The 19,615-nt window shown below is 44.1% G+C and carries 21 protein-coding genes; all 21 read left to right on the forward strand.

All coding sequences use genetic code 11. The annotated features are described in order from the left end of the window. The first annotated feature begins 4 nt into the window (after positions 1-4). The 21 genes from L976_RS00455 to L976_RS00555 all read left to right on the forward strand — a co-directional run bounded on the left by L976_RS00455 (position 5) and on the right by L976_RS00555 (position 19,610). Complete coding sequence (locus tag L976_RS00455; protein ID WP_047532993.1) at positions 5-448, forward strand: hypothetical protein; 444 nt, start codon at positions 5-7, stop codon at positions 446-448. Next, entirely contained in the window at positions 441-1,772 is a 1,332-nt protein-coding gene (locus tag L976_RS22165; RefSeq protein ID WP_081990882.1) for a TrbI/VirB10 family protein, read from the forward strand. Before L976_RS00455 ends, L976_RS22165 begins: the two co-directional genes overlap by 8 nt. Positions 1,773-1,837: 65 nt before the next feature. Beyond that, complete coding sequence (locus L976_RS00465; RefSeq protein WP_231570462.1) at positions 1,838-2,635, forward strand: hypothetical protein; 798 nt, start codon at positions 1,838-1,840, stop codon at positions 2,633-2,635. Between the two features lie 12 nt (positions 2,636-2,647). Further along, the gene (locus tag L976_RS00470; RefSeq protein WP_047532997.1) at positions 2,648-4,144 is read left to right on the forward strand and encodes a type II and III secretion system protein; all 1,497 of its coding nucleotides are present in this window, start codon (positions 2,648-2,650) and stop codon (positions 4,142-4,144) included. After that, positions 4,141-5,268, forward strand: coding sequence for a hypothetical protein (locus L976_RS00475; protein WP_047533000.1), 1,128 nt, complete (start codon positions 4,141-4,143; stop codon positions 5,266-5,268). Before L976_RS00470 ends, L976_RS00475 begins: the two co-directional genes overlap by 4 nt. A gap of 11 nt (positions 5,269-5,279) precedes the next feature. After that, positions 5,280-5,876: a hypothetical protein gene (locus L976_RS00480; protein WP_047533002.1), complete on the forward strand. Its 597-nt coding sequence runs from the start codon at positions 5,280-5,282 to the stop codon at positions 5,874-5,876. Positions 5,877-5,884: 8 nt separating this feature from the next. Next, complete coding sequence (locus tag L976_RS00485; RefSeq protein ID WP_047533005.1) at positions 5,885-7,501, forward strand: GspE/PulE family protein; 1,617 nt, start codon at positions 5,885-5,887, stop codon at positions 7,499-7,501. 9 nt (positions 7,502-7,510) lie between these two features. Further along, positions 7,511-8,542, forward strand: coding sequence for a hypothetical protein (locus tag L976_RS00490; RefSeq protein ID WP_047533008.1), 1,032 nt, complete (start codon positions 7,511-7,513; stop codon positions 8,540-8,542). Positions 8,543-8,652: 110 nt separating this feature from the next. Next, positions 8,653-9,147: a hypothetical protein gene (locus L976_RS00495; RefSeq protein WP_197062259.1), complete on the forward strand. Its 495-nt coding sequence runs from the start codon at positions 8,653-8,655 to the stop codon at positions 9,145-9,147. Between the two features lie 8 nt (positions 9,148-9,155). Beyond that, positions 9,156-9,668 carry a hypothetical protein gene (locus tag L976_RS00500; RefSeq protein ID WP_047533011.1) on the forward strand — a complete coding sequence of 171 codons (513 nt, stop codon included), beginning with the start codon at positions 9,156-9,158 and terminating at the stop codon, positions 9,666-9,668. Positions 9,669-9,772: 104 nt separating this feature from the next. Beyond that, entirely contained in the window at positions 9,773-10,636 is an 864-nt protein-coding gene (locus L976_RS00505; RefSeq protein WP_156143123.1) for a hypothetical protein, read from the forward strand. 11 nt (positions 10,637-10,647) lie between these two features. Further along, complete coding sequence (locus L976_RS00510; protein WP_047533013.1) at positions 10,648-11,325, forward strand: hypothetical protein; 678 nt, start codon at positions 10,648-10,650, stop codon at positions 11,323-11,325. A 361-nt stretch (positions 11,326-11,686) separates the two neighbouring features. Next, a complete protein-coding gene (locus L976_RS00515; protein WP_047533015.1) occupies positions 11,687-12,706 on the forward strand; it encodes a trypsin-like serine protease in 1,020 nt (339 codons plus the stop codon). Beyond that, positions 12,699-13,127, forward strand: a complete 429-nt coding sequence (locus L976_RS00520; RefSeq protein WP_047533017.1) for a hypothetical protein — start codon at positions 12,699-12,701, stop codon at positions 13,125-13,127. Before L976_RS00515 ends, L976_RS00520 begins: the two co-directional genes overlap by 8 nt. Before the next feature lie 59 nt (positions 13,128-13,186). Beyond that, a complete protein-coding gene (locus tag L976_RS00525; RefSeq protein ID WP_047533019.1) occupies positions 13,187-13,846 on the forward strand; it encodes a hypothetical protein in 660 nt (219 codons plus the stop codon). 2 nt (positions 13,847-13,848) lie between these two features. Continuing rightward, a complete protein-coding gene (locus L976_RS00530; protein WP_047533021.1) occupies positions 13,849-14,040 on the forward strand; it encodes a hypothetical protein in 192 nt (63 codons plus the stop codon). Positions 14,041-14,051: 11 nt separating this feature from the next. Then, positions 14,052-14,672, forward strand: a complete 621-nt coding sequence (locus L976_RS00535; protein ID WP_156143124.1) for a hypothetical protein — start codon at positions 14,052-14,054, stop codon at positions 14,670-14,672. An 11-nt stretch (positions 14,673-14,683) separates the two neighbouring features. Further along, a complete protein-coding gene (traF, locus tag L976_RS00540; protein ID WP_047533025.1) occupies positions 14,684-15,211 on the forward strand; it encodes a conjugative transfer signal peptidase TraF in 528 nt (175 codons plus the stop codon). Positions 15,212-15,235: 24 nt separating this feature from the next. Then, the gene (locus L976_RS00545) at positions 15,236-17,122 is read left to right on the forward strand and encodes a type IV secretory system conjugative DNA transfer family protein (RefSeq protein WP_047533028.1); all 1,887 of its coding nucleotides are present in this window, start codon (positions 15,236-15,238) and stop codon (positions 17,120-17,122) included. Between the two features lie 88 nt (positions 17,123-17,210). Then, on the forward strand, positions 17,211-17,540 hold the full coding sequence (locus L976_RS00550; protein WP_052183928.1) for a single-stranded DNA-binding protein: 330 nt from the start codon (positions 17,211-17,213) through the stop codon (positions 17,538-17,540). Positions 17,541-17,552: 12 nt separating this feature from the next. After that, positions 17,553-19,610 carry a DNA topoisomerase 3 gene (locus L976_RS00555; protein WP_047533031.1) on the forward strand — a complete coding sequence of 686 codons (2,058 nt, stop codon included), beginning with the start codon at positions 17,553-17,555 and terminating at the stop codon, positions 19,608-19,610. The last annotated feature ends 5 nt before the right edge of the window (positions 19,611-19,615 follow it).

Below are 19,615 nucleotides of genomic sequence, written 5' to 3' on the forward strand. Positions count from 1 at the left end.
CACCATGAAAATATTTTTAGCCGTTTTGCTATCAGTTTTACTTTCCGCTTGCGCTACCTCAGAAGTGAACTACTACGATTTTCCGGTAAAAGATGCTGACCAAGTGACCATAGCAAAAGATCTAGCATGGCATATTAAAGAGAAGCACGGCGCTAACGCTGTATTCGATTTTAATTATCCAATGTGGTCAACCAGCACTCACTTTTCTGAACTTGTTGAAACTGAATTAAGACGCCTCGGCATTGGTGTTTATGTCTCTGAAACTGAAAAGCAAGGTAAGCACAATCAGTTGTATTACACCTTGTCGAAGCTTAACGACCGTCAGTTTTATATTCGTGTCGTTGTAAATAATCAGTTTTCATTTCAGCGGATTTGGATTTATCAAGACGAGCAATTATTCCCACTACCAACAACCACCGTGTTTGAAGGGGTAAAAAATCGTGAGTAAAATTTCTCCAATGGGCGACCCGCAACAACATCACACTGGGTTATCGTTAAAAAAATCCCCGATTAAAATCGCGATTGCATTTGCCGGGTTTCTGGTTTTGATTGTGCTTTATGCGATTGGCAGCAAGGGGCAGCAAGTACAAGAGGCCGCAGCGCAAAAAGACGAGTCTAAAAGCTCTGGACGAAAAGAAGGTAGCAGCACAGCAGCAATTCCCCCGGCATTGCAATTAGCTAGTCAACAACCTTCAATACCAGCAGCGAACACCCCACCGCCGCCACCGCCGCGCCCAGCTTATCAAGACAATGAATATGACGATGCTGGCGCTTATGAGGATTCATACCAACCAAGGAGAGCGCCGCCCCCGCCGTCTTTAGAAGAACAACGCAGAATCCAGCAAGAGTTGCGGATTGCTGATTATAGGGCACAACAATACCTAGCCGCACTTTCAGCTGATACCGAAGTACGACTGAATGATAATAATCAAGCAGTGTCGCTTGGGGGTGGAGGACAACAAAGTGGTTTAGGTGACGGAGAAAGCCGTATCGCGCAAGCTCAAGATAAAATTCAGTCATTGCAATCTAGCTTAGGCTCCCTAGGCTCAAATCCGTTTATGTCGTCTGCTATGGCCGCAGATCAAATGTTGCCTCAAATGCAGCAATCAGACCCAAACGGACAAGCGAGAAAAGAGGCGTTTTTGAGTCAAAAACGCAGTGATGATTACTTAGAATTTACTCGTGATGTGCCGTTATCGCCCTTTGAGTTAAACGTGGGAACCATTATCCCCGCAGTGCTTATTTCGGGTATGAACTCTGACATACCCGGGGCGCTAATTGCTCAAGTCAGTCAAAACGTCTATGACAGCGCCACAGGGAAACATTTATTGATCCCCCAAGGCGCAAAATTGTACGGCGTTTATGACAGCAACGTATCCTATGGGCAATCCCGTGCAGTGAGCGCATGGACTCGCATTAACTACCCCGATGGTACACGCCTAAATCTCGGCGGCATGGGCGGGATGGACGTTGAAGGTTATAGCGGATTTGAGGATCAAGTGGACAATCACTACTGGAAAACATTTGGTAATGCGGCACTCCTTGGGATGATTTCAGGCGCTACTCAAGCGGGGATTAGTGAAGATAGTCGCAACAGTGACACTAAAAGCGCCATTGCTGACGGTGTAACTCAACAGTTCGCGCAAACAGGTTCGACATTGATCCAAAAGAACCTCGATGTGCAACCAACTATCAAAATTAGACCGGGTTACAAATTCAATATCATGGTCAATAAAGACATTATGTTGACCCCCTACAAACCGTCTCGCTAACCCTTTTCACTCACATAAAAACAAAGTCAAACCCGGTTTTTTATAAAAGCCGGTAAGGAACCATTTTGTCTAAAAAACTTGCTCTATTGCTAATGGCCGTGCCTACCGTTTCGCTGGCAATGCAGCCTAAAATCGAAAATGAATCGGCCACATACTCACAAGACGGAATTGTGATTAGTGCCGATGTACTGAGAAAAAGCCCCCCAGTCGCCCCGCAGTCTCCACCCCAAATAAAAGCGATTGAAGTTGCTCCCGAAGCCCCTACTGAAATGGTTTCTGAAATGGCCGCTCAAACAGCGCAACCAACACAAGAAACCGCCGCAGTGCCAACGCCTGTTATCACTCACAACCTGTTTATTTATCCCGATGAATCGTTTTATGACGCGATTAATCGCTGGTTGAGAAATGACGGTTACACAACAGTTGCATGGTCTATCGATGACGAGGCCAGCGAGGAACTAGCGAAACGCCCTAAAAGCATTGTGAGCTTTGCGGGTTCAGTCCGAACCGTGCTACCCACGTTATCTAAACAAATTGGTGTGCCGTTGTATTTTGCTGAAACGTCATCACTAGCCGCGATTCACCAATGGCATAACCGCCAAGTGCAAATAACGCTAGTGAACGGGCAATCCCTAAGCGCCGCTATTGAAAAACTGGCGCGGGATTATGGCTGGAACTGGAACGAAACAGCACAAAGCCCCAGCTGGTTAGCGGCTAATGATTATCCCTTTTTGACGAGCTATCCGATTGTCACCCCGCAAGGCGATATTGCAAGGGCGTTAGGGGTGGTTTTAGAAGGGTTTCCCGTCTCAGCTCAATTACTGGATAGCACTCAAACCCTGTTTATCGTTGATACCAAATAATAAGGACATATCATGTCGTTAAAGCTATTAAAAACTATCGGCATAGCCGCTGCGCTAACATCATTAATCGGCTGTGTTTCGCAAAATTATACTGACACGAAAAACGAAGCTGATTCGGTTCACGAAAGGATTAGCACTCTTTCTCAAGTTAAACATAGCTCGCAAGTGCGAAGCATCAGCCGCCCTCCTATTTCAACTACGCCGCTAGTGATTAAAAAGGATATTCCTTGGTTAAGTGAAGCGGTAAGCATTTCAGCTAACGATGTGCCGTTGTCACTGGTGATGTCGCAAGTGATGAACGGCGCGGAGTATTACAACAGACCAGTCCGCATCTGGTTTGATGGTGACGTTGACCCAAATAAACGTGTCACGCTTTCATTCAAGGCGAGCCGCGAGGACGTATTGAACTTGATCGCCCGGCAAACCGAATACGGCATTAATACAACTGACGACAAGGTTTCTATTAGCCGCTTTGAATCTGAAACGTTTGTGATCACAATTCCCCCGGGCGTGTACTCTGGACAGCTGGGCTCTCAAGGAACGGCAAAATCATCAGGGGGCGGCGCAGATACATTAAACACAAGAGTAGAAGGTCAATACCTGAACACTGCTTACAAAGAAGTTGATCCCGTTTCGCAAATTAAAGACAGCATTGCCGCTTTGCTGAAAGACAATGATTCTGACGATGACAAACTTGTTGGAAGTGTTGAAGTTGTACCAGCCCTAACCGCTATCGCTGTCAGAACAACGCCAAGCCGTATGGCACAGGTTCGCAGCTTAGTAAACAGCTTCCAATCTCAATTTGGTGAGCAAGTGATGTTAGATATTCGCATCCTCGAATTTCGCTCTAACCGTGGGAAAGAACGAGGCGTGGATTGGAATCTCGTTAAAGATATAGGCTCTGGCTCACTAGAATTTATAGTGCCAGGAACTAACACCGTGAGCCAAGGCAGCGCCTACGGCATGGCTTTTAAGGGCACTGGTAAATGGGATGGGACGACTGCGTTTATCAAAGCGTTAGAAAAACAAGGCACCGTTTCAACAGAAACACCAATCACGGCACTAGCTCTGAGCAATCAGCCTAGTCGTATCGCGCAGACTCTCACAAAACCGTATTTGTACGAAGTCAAATCAGAGTCCAACGAAAACGTAGTATCAGCATCAGTCACTCGTGCCACCCAAAGCGAAGGGGTGGATATGATGATTACCCCGAAAGTACAAACCGATGCAGTGTGGTTACGTATCGCTGGCAAGCTGTCAAAAATAGTCGGGGAACGCTCTGAAACGGTACACGATGTGCAATTACAGTTTTTAGATACCCGTGAATCAGAAATCAACTTCACTAATAAACTGCTCTACGGCCAAACCGTTGTCATTGGCTCAATCAAGCAAGTATCCAAAACAGCAGAAGCCAGTAAAAACTTCGGGGTTGACGCGCTTGGGGGTGAAGGAACAGTTAGCGAGACAGTAGAAACACTGGTTCTATTGACTCCGAGGAGGGTGCAATGATCCACACGCTCGACTTACCCTATCTTGCAACGCTACCCAATTCAAAAGGGGCGTTAAAAGAGCATAGGCAAACAAACCCCGCGCTATATGAGCGGATTTTCATCAAAAATGATCAAATCATTCGATACTATGCTGATTTACCCTCGATGTGTGTTGGTCAATTTATCGCTGATACAGCAATCGATGATGATGAATTTCTGTTTTTTCACGTTTTGGAAAACCAAGAAATTTATGCTCTGCACGTCAAAGGTCATTTAGTTCAACGTGAGCAAATCGGCCAGCATGGCGCAATTCTTGACAGTTTCGGTTACGAACTGCATCAGGGCATTCAAATCGTTTTATCATCGGAACGGCTACCGCTGGAGTATGAGCCAGCGGTAGAGCCTAAAGTGATAAAAATTAATCTTGGAGACATTCCAGCTGACTATCAATTAGCCAGCAGCGCGAGCATAAAACCGCTACATATTGGGCTTGGTGCCACCCTCACTGTCGGAGTGTTAGGGCTGTTACTGTGGGCTAGCCAACCTGATCCAGTTCAACAGCAGCAACAGATAGACCCGTGGCAACAGTGGACAATGGAATTTATGTCTCAAGCGCCAGCGGATTCGGCGCTTAAGCAAGTTTCAATAGCGCTGACGTATCAAGCCTTGCTACCCCCAGATTGGACAAATGACGGCGTGATGGTAAATGGTCAAACGATTGTCATGCCCCTAAAGCCACTCACCGAAGGGCAAGCAAAATACGACAATCTGCAAGCATTCGCCTCGATGTATCCAGAGCTAGATCTAAACATCGAGGCAAGGCAATTAGTGCTGGCTGTTGCGCCCCGGGAAAAACCTGAATTAGTTTCGCTCGGCAACTATCCTCGGCGGTTACATGATGCGCTGCTCAATTTGGGCGCAACAAACGTCAGCTTAACCAACTCTGTCCCCGTTGGTTCTGTCAGTCGCTTAAAGATTGCCGCAACCTTTACCGATGTGCCTCCGGCATTACTCGGCATGATCGCAGATAGCGTTAAATCTGAGCCCGTTTTTTTACAGCAGTTAAGCGTGAGCAAAGGGACGGGTAACAACGTCACTTGCTCTTTAGACCTTATTATCGAAGGTGTTGACGCCGTTTTATAAGAGATTCACTTATGACAACAAAACAACCCGTTCCAAAATCAAAAATTGCCTTGGCCGTAGCGTTAGCAGTAGCAGTGGTGGGTTATGGTTCATACGTAGTGTATGACTCAATGAGCCCTACAATACCCGCGACCGCTTTCCAAGAAACGGCTCCAAGTTCACTTAATTCGGTGGACACGCTAAATCAACCTACACCTGAGCCTGTGGTATCTCGTCAAGCTGTTTTTGTTCCAAGTCCTGCGGCCAGTGAGATTATCTCGTATGAAAAACAGGCCAGTGTACAAAACGCACGGCTTAACGCGCTCACTGCCCAAAAAAATGCGGATGACGCAGCGAACAAGCTAAATAACCCAACTGCACCGATTGCTGTATTAATTGAGCAAATGGCAGAAAAACCTAAAGAACCGTCACTACTCGATCTGATAGTCGTAAAAAGCCTGATTCAATCCGGCGGGGAAATTGTGGGCATGGTGTCAGTGGGAGGGGAGCTTATCGATGTGAAACGAGGCTCTAGAATTGGCGATGTATCGGTTATCGGTATAACAGCTGATTCAATTACGTTTTCAGACGGACACGCAACTAAAACCCGCAGAGTAAAAAGTTATTGAGGTGATAAATGTTACCTTCACAAGCTCCTGTTATTTTAAGCGACAAAGTTTTAATTCCGTTATATTTTGAGGAACGAAAGTCGGTGGCGTTATCAGACGGAACGGTCTTAACCAGTGACTATAACGCCAAAAAAATTCCTCAAATCAAAGAATACATTTCAACAGCTAAAACCCTTCACAACGGTTTATTGTTTGGCAAACCGACAACCGTAAAAAAGGTAAAAGCCTCAGAAATTGAGCACTATTTGAGCCAACTCGAATCACAATCAAGCGGCGCTAGCAATGCAAACGTGACTGATTCTGAGCCTTCAAAACGACTGCACGAATATCTTCAATCTGGTGTAGAAAAATGGTGTTCTGACATTCACATTGAAGTGCATGAAAATAGCACAGTCATCTATGCCCGGGTCGATGGTCGCCGAATCCTGTTGTCAGAAATTCCCGATCCAAGTTACGGCTCGCAGTTGTTCTCGTATATTTTCAACTCGAAAGCGACTGAAAAAGATTCGGATTTTGTGGAGAAAGATGCAAATAACGGCCACGTTGAAGAAATTCTAGATTGTCGCGATATTTCCATCATAGATGGTGAACCCAGCATAAATAAAGTAAAGCGTAATACACGTTGGCGGGTTGCGTATGTTCCCGCTAAACGCGGTGGCCGCTGCACATTCCGCTGGTTAGATGCCAGCTATGACATTCCAAAGCTAGATGATATGGGATGGACTACAGGGCATGTAGCAGTTCTTCGAAATTATCTTGATACGCCTTCGGGCGTTTGCATTATTGCGGGTAAAACAGGGTCAGGTAAGACAACCACGCTTGCATCAGCGTTAAACGAAATCCCCGTAGAACGCAGTGTTGTTACGCTAGAAGATCCCCCTGAGTTTGATTTAAAGAAAGCCATTCAAATCCAAATTAAGCCTAACACCCCCGTAAAAGAAGGAGGCGAGGAAATGCGGGGGTTTAGTTACTACTCTAAACAGACACTGCGGCATGATGTCGATGTAGAAATGCACGGCGAAGTACGGGATAAAGTCGGTGCAATGGAACTGACCCGCAAGGGGGAAACGGGGCAACTTATGTTCACCACGCTGCACACATCATCGGCAATGGGTATCGCGCACACACTCACTGAGCAAATGCACGTCCCCGCCGCCGTGATTGCAGCACCTGCTTTAATGCGGCTTTGGATTTACCAAACGTTAGTTAGGAAAGTCTGCCCTCATTGCAGTTTCACGATAGAACGAGCAACTGAATATTACAAAGACAAACAAGACCCTAAAGTCTTGCACTGGCTTAATAACATTGAGGATCTATGTGACGGTCAAACTCAAAAAGTCAGATTTAAAAATCCTGACGGCTGTCAGAAGTGCGTTGAAGGGGAGCGTGGCCGAACGGCATTAGTTGAAATGATTGTTCTCGATGATGAAGATCGAGAATACATCATCAAAAAAGACTATCTCGGCTGGGAAAAAGCCTTAAAAGCTAAGGGCTTTAAGGACGTCCGAGATCATGCTATCAGTAAAATAAAATCTGGAATGATTGATGTGGTTACTGCATCGGGAAAAGTAAATGATCTTCTTCCTGTGACTTCTAGCGACATTTATAAAACCTTTGAAATGTGAGGCGGGGAAATGTCCAAATCACTTGAACAACTGCTTTTTAATCACAAACGGCAAATTAAGCTCCTGCGTAATATTCACAGGCTCGCTCGATCTGGCGTTGAACAAAAATTAATTGCTGAACAGCTTATTAAGTACGGTCAACCGACAGAACGAAAAATTGGTGAAGGGATTTTGCGCAGTATAGCAAACGGCCAAGGATTTTCTCTTGGAACGAAGCCTTGGCTTGATTCACTGGCATACGAAGCACTGGCCGCCGGGGAGCACACTGGCGAGTGGGCGAGGGGAGTTCAAAACGCAATTATCACGCTGTCATCAAAAAGCGCCTCGACCTCATTATTGGTAAAGGCGCTTTGGAAACCGATTATGGGGATTGTTGCAATGCTGGCCGTCTCTGCGGGTATTAGTTTTTATATGTTCCCGATGCTCGATGGGATTATGCTTCGAGGTACGAAAGGGCAAATCCCACAATTGGCGGCGAATTTTGGCGAATTTTGGCTAGATTGGGGATTATTAATAGGTTCCATCACATTGTTATTTGTTGTTGCGGTCTTTCTGTCCCTATCAGTGATGACAGGCAACTTTCGAAAACAAATTGATAACTTCCCTGTATATCGTCAATACAGAATGATCCAAACGGGCGCATTTTTACGCTCGATGGGCAATCTGACGCTAGCCGGATTTGGTTTAAAAGAAGCGCTGTTGCAAACAAAAAAACATGCAAATCGCTATTTATTACACCATATAGCCGAAATGCTTAAAAAGATTGAATGGGGAGAAAAAAACTTAGGAACGATTATGGCAACGGGACTACTAAACAAATCAGAAGAAAACTCGCTTTATTTACTCGGGCAAATTGGGGGAACATCTGAAACGCTTTTAAACAGTGCAGATATTCACCATGAATTGTTAACCGAAGAAATAGAGTTAATTAAATCAATTGGAATCGACGCATTAAAAATAATTGGTTTCTGTATTGGCGCACTGATGGGAGGTGGCATTATTTCGCAGATAATGGACATAGCTACAAACGTAGCGGCTTAACGTTAATCATCAATTTAAATCAATCTAATCTTAATTTTTAACCCTCCTGTCGTTTCTCTCTTAAATAAAGGGAAGGGATTCGGCTTATTAAAACTCAAGGACATAATAAAATGGCTAAAATCGTAAACATGAAAAATCGTCAACGTGGTGCGTCTACTACAGATATTATCATTTGGTCAGCACTGATCATCATTGCCTTAATTTTCACTATTTCAAAGGTGCCGGATATTCGCTATGCAATGAGAGTTTCAGGTTTTCAGTCTGACGTCTCAACCATTAGTGATGCTGCATATCGTTGGAAAAAGATGCGCCCTAACTACACAGGCATAAGCATTGGTGCGTTGTGTACCGACAAATACTTACCTGAGTCTATTTGCGGTTCAACGAATAACGGTGTGTCTACAAATCAATTTGGTGGTAACTGGACAGTAGTTGCTAACGCAAACCCGGGGCTATACAACATCGTTGCGACTATTCCTAACGATCCAACACGTATGAATGATTTAGCAGATACCATGGCACCCGCGACCCGTGGTAACTGTACTCAAGCTTCTGGTTGTACAACGATTACAGCAACAGGAACAACGCTAACAATGACGTTCTAAGAGGTTGTATGCTCACGACTCGTTATCAAAACGGAGTGGCTACAACTGAGTTTAAGATTGCATTGACCTGCTCGTTATTGTTATCTGTCGTGATATGGGTAGCGGTCATTAGACCGCTACTTAATTACTTCGATGCTGTAGAAATTGAAACTGTAGTTGAAAACGCGAAAACCGCAGCAAAAAATTACTACGGTAAAGACATTAGCGAAACTCATTGTTACCAGCCGTCTAAAACCCTATCTCTTAATAATTTAGTTAATAACCAGCTAATCGCAGCTGACCTAGTGAACGGCAAAAAATATCAACTCTCTGTTGATTATGTATTGAAATCTAATGGCGCTTGGTCACGGCCAACGGCAATTAATATCGATGTTACTTTTGCAAATTCTGACGAACTAGAGCGGGTTGCAGGTTACTTGAATGCAACTCTAATTAGTCCAACTCAGTTACGTTTCACGCAGCCAATCACATTTAATGTGGATTGGCGTTCATTCAACCCCGCCACAGGATGCCTAAATTGAGATCACATAAGCACCAAAGGGGCTTTGCAAACATTGTCATAATGGTGGTCGGTTTATCGGTGTTATCGATGCTCATTATGCACTGGCAACAACGCAGTAAAATTATGCGTATTCAAGCCTTTGTTACCCCATTTTATCAACAACTGGAATACATAACTAAACAGGTTAATGCCTATCAGGTTGACCAGATAGCGCAAGGCTGGCCGCCTAGCTCTGCGGCTGTATTTCCAAACACTTGGAGCGATTTACAGCCAGCGTATTTACCTAACTGTTCTACTACAGATAACAACGCTGGCAAGTGTCGCAAACCGGAACAAACGCCGTGGGGAACCTCGATGTTAATGACAAAAATTAACAGTCCAGTGCCCCCGTCAGTTACCCCTCGTTATCGTTTACAAATTCAAATTCCGTTTCCGAACGCAACAAATGACGCAACACGGCTAGAGCATCAAGCCGTTTTAGAAAGCCTTGGCCGCTTTCCCGGGAGCGAATTTAACGAAGCTACCAACAGTCTATTTGTGTGGATAGAGCGCATTGACTCTGGTGTACAACAAGACGCCCTTGTCAAACGCAGCGGTGATGATTCGACATTAACGGGGGACTGGGACGTTGGCGGTAACTTCGCAATCACCAACGCAAAGGATTTCACTATTCGCAATAGTGATGGAAGTCAGCGCAGCGTGGGGACTGGTGTAGTTAGGGCATTTGTGGGTAAACACAATGAACGAGTAAATAAACACAAATGCCCTGAAAACTTAACGCCATCAATTATTGTAAGCATTAAAAGTATCTTCGCTCAAAACAATGCAAACAATATTAATACAATAAGTCAAAGCAAAACTTACGCAACGGAAAACAGCACGTATTGGACGCTTGGTCTTGATTATTATGCGCAATTACAAGGTTCTTCCACTTGGACGTTGCAGCATGACGGTGAAATCAGCGCATTCTTAATCTGCAAAAACTAATCGAGGTAAATATGAAAAAATCACCCTTACTAAATTTATTGATTGCTAGTGTTTTATTAGCAGGGAATAGTTTTGCTAATACTGAAAAGATGACATACGAAAAAGCGATGGAATCTGATAAAAAAACATTCCATAACAATTCGGTTCCATTACAGGAAACTATCGATAACTGGAATACCTATGTAAAAGCCCCGACTGAAAGTTCTTCGGGGGGAAGTGGTAAAATGCAAGAAGTGTGGTCTGGTAAGTCAACCTCAGTCAAAAACGAATGGGGAGAAGGGGCTTTTTTAATTCAATTAGCAGATCCATACAAACCAACAGATACAGTAGCCTCCCTGTGGTTAAAAGTTGATGGTTCGACTTTACAGCGTAGTAGCGCAGTCAGCATGTACGGCTATGAAAAAAGCTGGTTTGTAGAATATAAAAACGGCATTTTTTATGGGATAGGCATCAGGGAATCAACTCCCTCGATTACATCTATTGCTAAACAAGAAATTGCGATAAAAATGTATAACGAATGCACTCCGGGGCAAAGTGAGGGCACACAAAACTACAGTTGTCCAAATCCTTCTGTTGAAAAGCTCTGCGAGGAAGGTTACAAAACCCGCTCGTGCGCATCGAATGGTTTGTGGAATGCATGGGAAAGCAAACCTCCCCTGTGTGTACGCCGCGATCGTGAATGCCCTTAAATACTATGTATCTTGTGGCGATATTTGTCGCCACAAGATAAACATTGCCACTTATAAACAAAAATGCTTACAATAGAGTAATTACCCTTCATTTTAAGCATACATATGACACTAAAGGAATATATTAAGACTCGCTACGGCACCCACAGAGGCGCAACAGCAGATTTTCTAAGAGACAATTCCCATATTCTGCCGCAAGAACTCACCCGCTGGAAAAAAACCCACCACGTAAACCTGTTGACAGGCGAGCTATACAAACCGTCATCCAAAAAGATAACGGTAAAAGAATCAAAATAAACACTTGTGCTTATAAACAATATCGTTTATTATGAGTGCGTATAAACAAAAAAGGATGTTGCACATGAAAAAATCACTAATTGTTCTAGCTCTTATATCTGCTGTTTCTGCTCCAGCCTTCGCCATTCAAAATGGAACTATCCTTGACTGGTCTAAAAATGATGACATGGTAAAAATGAATTGCTCGGGCACAATAGTAAGCGGAAAGTGGGTGTTAACTGCCGCTCATTGTGATAAAGAAGCATCCCAAGGTGTAACAACTGTAAATGGTAATGTGAGTGTCACAAAGGTTTATAATCACGAGGATTACATTTCAAACGGCATCGATATTGCGTTATGGCAGTTAGCAAAACAAGCCGATACACATAGTGTAAAGTTTATGTCGATGCGAAATGTTGATGCCGATGAACGGATTAAAATTACTGGTTTTGGGGCTGGTAACAACACACCTCAAACAGACTTAGCTGTCGCAGAACAAATATCAACACCTCAATACATCATTAATGGAGTGCCGCTAAGTAAGTTACAACTGAAAATTGATAATCTCGGCACCACATTACCGGGAGACTCTGGGGCTCCTTATACCGATGTGAATAATCTTGTTATAGGAGTTCATTACGGCGGTGTTTTCGATGCCGAAACAGGTAAACAAGCTGATGGAACTCGTCTCCACTTTGCCCGTGATTTCATATTATCGACCGTTAACAGCTGGCACTATCCTACGCTTGCTAATACCCCAACATCAGGCGGCTCAGTAACAATAAAAGTCCAAAGCTTACACGCTGATAGCGTTATCGATAATGCTACGTCCAGCGGTGATGCAACCATCACTGGCGGTACTTGTTCGGGCGCAACGGTACAGCCATTTGATATTTGCACATACACCGTATCAAGTAACGGCTATGAAGGCACAGTAACCCTCGATGGTGAACAAAAAATCACTATTAACAAAGGTCGCACTAAACCTGTTACCCCCCCTACACCAGACCCTGAAACGGGTTCAGGCGGCGGTGGTTCACTGGGCTTTATGTCACTAATCGCTGCATTAGGGCTTGGTTTTATGAGAAGGAAAACAAATGGATAACAAGGTTATATCGTTTTTTATTCTGTTGGTGTTCAGCGGTGTAATGACGGGGCTCTTAGTTGTTTACGAGGCAGAGAAAGATGCAGAGGATGCAAAGAAAGAAGCTGAGTACCTAGCTAATTTTCCTTATACATTAAAAGGCTTAGGTGCATTTCCAGTAGAGTTTTATTTAACCGAAGATAAAGTGATTCAAACAATGTCGCCTCATTGTATGACGCAATCAGTTGGCACAAAAATCACTTTGTTGGAGAACAAAAATATAATTCAGATTGATTCGACTCAATTAGCAATAAAGTTAGGATGCCCCGCTCGGTTTTTCCTTGCTAAGAATTTAGCTGATACTTTTCCTGCATACAGCAAAGCTTTTTCTGCCGCAGCTAACGAAAATGACCCGAGTTTAGAGTTTTCCCCAGTGAACTAATCTAAACCCGATGCCAACACAGAACCCACTCACGCAGTGGGTTTTTTATAGGTGCCCCTATGACCAAGTTAATTTTAACACTGGTGCTAATTGTCTTTTTATTGTGGTTTCTGAAACAGCTCCCACAAACCAAACTCAAAGAACGCCCGATAAATTTATTAGCTAACGGATTTGCTCACGCAAGAGTAGATCTCGCCGCCCGATTTTTAGCGCATTCTATTTGTATCACTGCGCCGCTGGCATCCATCAATTTACTGCCTATAGCCGAAATGTTCAGCTATACACTGGCATTTGCGACTTTAGCCCTGTTTATCCCTCCTGAGTTAGTTATCGATGATAACTCAGAGCTTGTAACCACAAAAAAAATATTCAGCAAGGGCGCAGATATACACCTTCGCAACAAATACCAAACCTTCACCATGCGTACCTATAAAGAACTTTTATTTTTAGTTGAAACGCTCCCTAGCTATGGTGTTAGAAACATAAATTTAACCTCACCGATGTTTTATCACCCTGACGGAACACTAAGAGACTTTTCGACCTTAGAAAAACTCTTAGCTAAAAAAAACGCCAGATTAATTACCCATGAGTCAAAGCCTTGGCAAAACCTCCTTGGGAAAATAAGCATGATGATTGATAGCGCCAAAAATAAAAAAGAGAAGTTAAATAATATCAACCTGAATAAGTGGCACGTTTTAACAATAAAGATGGAAGGCTAAAAATGGCAGAAGTAAATAAAGCGTTTAATAGCACTATATCTCACACTCCAAAAAAAAAGCGGCATGAACAATCCAACTCATTATCAGAGCATCATTTAAAAACAAAGAAATTATATGCATTCAAAAATGAGCTTAGAAATTTAGGTTTAAGTGAGTCAGAAATTCAAACAGCTTTAAAGTTTCAGTCTTACTAAGGAGTCACACCTTGGAAATGAGCAATATCGCTTTTTTCAAAAAAGCGCACCGACCTATCTACTACAAAGCTACATTAAACAAAATGCGAAATGGTGACACGCTATCACTGGGCGCTATCGTATTGAAGCTGCCAGCCAGCGAGGACGGCCTGACGGAATCCTTTAACGCTTACGCGCAAGCGTACATAACCAAAGAAACCAAAGGCGTGTTTTCGTTTACGGGGCTGTGGACTCTCCCAACGAAAGCGACCCGCGCCGATACTTGGGCAATGGGCAGGTTCACTATCCAAAAAGGCGTTATCACATTTATAGACACCCCGCCAGAAACGCTAAGAGCTTTTTTCCTTGTCTGTCGATATATACAAAGGCTAATAAATTTGGAATTTGAAAGCGTAAAGGAAAATTACACAGACACATGGTTTTATAAAAACAAAATCCCTTTATATTTTAACGGATTTCATTTTGATAAAGAGAATACAGGGATTTTGTCTTATTCATCCTTACACTCTCAAACAAATGAGCATATAAAAGTTAAGCCAAAACTTTCAGATGACTCATTTAAAAATGTGTGTATACACCCATTGGCTGCGTTGTTTGAAAAAGCAAGTGCTTTGGGGGTTATCGAATTATAAAAGGTGTATCCATGAGCAAAGCCGCAAAATACTGGCTCCTATCTATAAGCATATTTACCGCCGCAGTTTCACTCGCGTACTTCATTGGAATAAGAATAAATACCAGTAAATCATTCCCCCCGGGGATTTATATTGTTTCAAAAGCTAATTCCTATAAGAAAAATGATTTAGTGCTGTTTTGCCCTCCCAATAAAGCCGTGATACAACATGCAATAGAACGAGGCTACATTGACACAGGCCGCTGTGAAAGCGGCACGGTTCCAATCATAAAACGCATTGTCGGTATGTCCGGGGATTACGTAACGTTCACCCCAACAGTCAAAATCAACAATTCAGAATTGCCGGGCTCAATTCGTTTAAAAGTTGATGGTGAAAATAGAGCATTGCCCCAGCTCCCGCCGTTCACGGTTTCTAATAATTCGTTTTTCGCTTATTCAGATCACGCCCCTAAAAACTCGTTTGATAGCCGCTATTTCGGTGATGTACCGATGGAAAACATCATTGGCACGATTCGCCCCTTAGCTCTATTCCCTCTGTAACGCCTTAACGCCGAGTATTTACAAATGAAAATCAAAGATCACAACAATATGGTGGGTGGCGAAATGCGCTCACCCCAAAAAAGCCAAAGTAAGTTTATGCCGCTTGCTCTTGTTTCTGCCTCAGTGTTAGTTGGCTTGCAAATGGCAACTCAGCATTTTGCCCACACATTCGGCTATCAGCCGCAGCTGGGCGAAAACCTGAATCATATATACCTACCCACAAAAATTCTAACGTGGGCGTTTGATTGGTACTCAGTTTACCCCGAACAGTTTATTACCTCTGGTAGCGTGGGCATGATTGGAACAGCCCTCGGTTTTGTTGCTGCATTAGCTAACAAAATACAGCAATCCACCAAGTCCAAACCAAACCAGTTTTTACATGGTTCTGCGCGGTGGGCAAACCGCTCTGATATTGAAAACGCAGCCCTCTTGAAAAAAGCCAATTCAGCTAACGAGGATTCGGGCGAGGGCGTTTATGTGGGGGGATGGGTTGATGAAAAAGGCGTAACCCATTATCTAAAGCATAATGGACCAGAACACATTTTATGTTACGCCCCGACACGTTCAGGTAAAGGAGTTGGGTTAGTTATTCCTACACTTTTATCATGGCGAAAAAGCGCTTTAATTACTGACTTAAAAGGAGAGCTTTGGCAACTAACTGCTGGCTGGCGAAAAAAAATCGGTCAGAAGGTATTACGTTTTGAACCAGCCAGTCATAACAGTATTTGTTGGAACCCAATCGATGAAATTAGGGTTGGTACAGATGCAGAAGTAGGCGACATTCAAAACCTATGCACCTTGATAGTTGATCCAGACGGTAAAGGACTAAATGACCACTGGCAAAAAACGGCGTTTTCGCTGTTATGTGGCGTGGTTGTTCATACGATTTATAAATCCCAAGCCGAAGGTAAAACAGCGTCACTCCCGGCTATCGATGCCATGCTATCAGAACCCAACCGCAACATTTCAGACCTGTGGAATGAAATGGTTTCATATCCGCACATTGACGGCCAAGCGCATCCATTATCTGCTGCTGCTGGACAAGATATGATTGATAGGCCAGAAGAAGAAGCTGGCTCTGTTCTCTCTACGGCCAAAAGTTATTTGATGCTATATCGTGACCCCGTAGTCGCAAACGTGGTGAGCAAGTCTGAGTTTAAGATAAAAGACCTTATGCACCATAGCGACCCAGTTAGCCTGTATATCATCACCTTGCCAGTGGATAAAGACCGCCTCAAGCCACTAATTAGAATTATGGTTAACATGATTATTCGTCTGTTAGCTGCGGATATGGAATTTTTAAACGGTAGACCCGTTAATAACTACAAACATCGATTACTCGGCATGATTGACGAGTTTCCAAGTTTAGGTAAGCTCGATGTCTTGCAAGAATCGCTCGCTTTCGTGGCGGGTTACGGCATTAAGTTTTATCTGATTTGCCAAGACCTTAATCAGTTGAAAAGCGAAAAAACGGGCTATGGCCGTGACGAACAGATCACCTCAAACTGTCACGTACAAAACGCCTATCCACCGAACCGCCTTGAAACAGCCCAGCACTTAGCAAACCTGACAGGTGAAACCACCATTATTAAGGAGCAAATAACCACATCAGGTAAACGGTTTGCGACCAGTAATACCAACGTTTCCCGCACTTTCACGGAAACCAAGCGAACGCTGTTAACCCCCGATGAATGTATGCGCTTACCCGCCCCGATAAAAAATGAAAAAGGGGAGATCACCAAGGCGGGAGATATGATTATTTACACGGCGGGTTTTCCCGCTATATATGGCCGTCAAATCTTGTATTTCCAAGATCCTGTTTTCTCTGAACGCGTAAAAATCCCAGCGCCACAGCAAACAGATAAGTTAAGAACCCCTGTTACCCCTGAAAAATTCACCCTCAACGACTAATCCCCGGTTATCCACATTTTCAGTGGATAACTCAGGTAAAAACTGTCGTGAACTTTCCAAACAAACTAATGAAAAAGGAACTATCCGTATGCTCATTCAACTATGCCGTATAGGACAAGATGCTGTAACCCGTGTTACTCCCGGGGGCACCGCCGTAACTTCTATCTCTTGCGCGTATAACGTGGGATTTGGGGCACATGAGTCAACCCAATGGATTGAAGCTGAATATTGGGGGGAGCGCGGCCAGAAGTTAGCTGAAAAGCTCACTAAAGGCCGTCAAATCGTACTAACTGCCGATGATCTTTGTGTTGAGACATTCCAAAGATCGGATAAAACAACAGGCGCTAAACTCAAATGCCGAGTTGTAAACATTGATTTTACCTCTGGCAGTCCATCACAGGCCAATCAAGCTCAATAATGAGGGGGCGCAATGAATAGATTATTTATCGCGGAAAAACCCAGTGTGGCAAGGGCGATAGCCGAAGTGCTAGGAGTCACACGCAAAGGCAATGGGTACATTGAATGCGGCTCTGATACCGTTACATGGTGTATAGGCCACATACTTGAACAAGCCGAACCCGATTACTACACCCCAGCTGACGCCCCCGCCCGTGATGGCAAGAAAATCTGGCGAGTAGAAGATCTGCCAATCATCCCTCAAGAGTGGGTTCTTCAACCCAAAGCAGATACCAAGGATCAGTTAGAACAAATTGGCGCATTAATTAAACAGGCGCAAACCATTGTCAACTGTGGTGACCCCGATAGGGCTGGCCAGCACTTGGTTGACGAGGTAATAATTTATTACAGCAACCAAGCTCCTGTATTACGTTATTGGTCAAGCGGTAACGATAAAGTATCGGTGGAGCGAGCCTTAAATTCTCTGTTCGATAATGCAGAAAAAAAGACTTTCGGGGATGCCTCCATTGGCCGTCAAAGGGCTGACTGGTTAATTGGGATGAACCTTAGCCGGGCTTTCACGCTACGAGCGGAGCGCGGGGGTTCCCGGGCATTGATCACCGTTGGCCGAGTACAAACACCTGTGTTATCGATGGTCGTCAATCGTGACCGCGACATTGAAAAATTTACGCCAATTCCATTTCACACGTTACGCGCCACCTTACAAAGCAGTGATGGGGAATTTAACGCCAAGTGGAAAGCTAAAGAAGATCAAGCCGGACTCGATAGCGAAGGTCGATTGACTAACACTGAAATAGCCGATGCGCTGGTTACAAGCATGACAGGCGCAGCAGCATCGATAACGGAAGCTAAATCAACGGCTAAAAAAGCACATCACCCGTTAACTTACTCATTATCTAATCTAACTATAACAGCCAGTAAAAAGTATGGTTATTCCGCACAAAACGTACTTGATACATGCCAATCACTTTACGAGAAACACAAGCTAACCACATATCCCCGGACGGATTGCGGTTACTTGCCTGAATCACAATTTACCGATGTACCGGGCATCTTGGAATCACTGAAAAAGGTTAACCCTGAACTGGTTTCTGTCATTGATAAAGCCGATCCGAAGCTGAAATCCAAAACATGGGACGACAGCAAGTTAACCGCGCACCATGGCATTATCCCAACTCACGAAGTGGCAAACAAAAGCACCCTATCCGAAATGGAGCGCAACATTTATGAGCTGATTGTGCGTACCTACATAGCGCAGTTTTACCCAGTGCATGAATACCGCAGCACCAATATTGAAATTGATATTGGCGGCGAATGTTTCACGGCCTCGGGTAAAGTCATCACTCTTAACGGCTGGAAGGACGTTTATAGTGAAGCGGAAGATGATAGTGAAAGAGAGGATGATCAAAACCTCCCGAAAGTGAAAAAAGGTGATGCGTTAACGTGTCGCGCCATTGAGCGCAAAGACGCGAAAACAAAGCCACCAAGCCGCTTTAATGAGGGTTCGATTCTTGCGGCAATGGTGGGGATTCATAAGTTTGTCGATGATCCAGCCATGAAGAAATTACTCCGTGAAGAAGATGGACTCGGCACCGAAGCCACAAGAGCCGGAATCCTTACCGAACTTAAAGAACGGGGGTATTTGGTCGAACAAGGCAAGTCATTAGTTAGTTCACCCCTTGGCCGTAGTGTCGTGGATGCTTTACCAACAATGGTAAAAAGCCCGGTGTTAACTGCGTTAGTTGAACGCCAACTTAAAGACGTAGAATCCGGCAAAATGTCTCTCGATGCTTTTACCGCAGCACAAGTAAAGTTTGTTACGGAGCAAGTTGAAAAGGCCAATGTCGGGGCGGTAAAAATAGCCGGTGCGAAATCACCTCTGCCAATCTCTGATATTTATAAATGTACGCGCTGTAATCATGGATTAGTGCGCCGCCCAACATCGGTTAAAGGGCGCTTCTGGTGGGGTTGCAGCCATTATCCAACGTGTGAACAAATGTACGCAGATATTAACGGCAGACCGAATTACTCAAAACCGATCGTGCCGAAAGAAAAAGTTCCCCAACAATAACCCCC

This window comes from Shewanella sp. ZOR0012 (assembly GCF_000798835.1).
Lineage (GTDB): Bacteria > Pseudomonadota > Gammaproteobacteria > Enterobacterales > Shewanellaceae > Shewanella > Shewanella xiamenensis.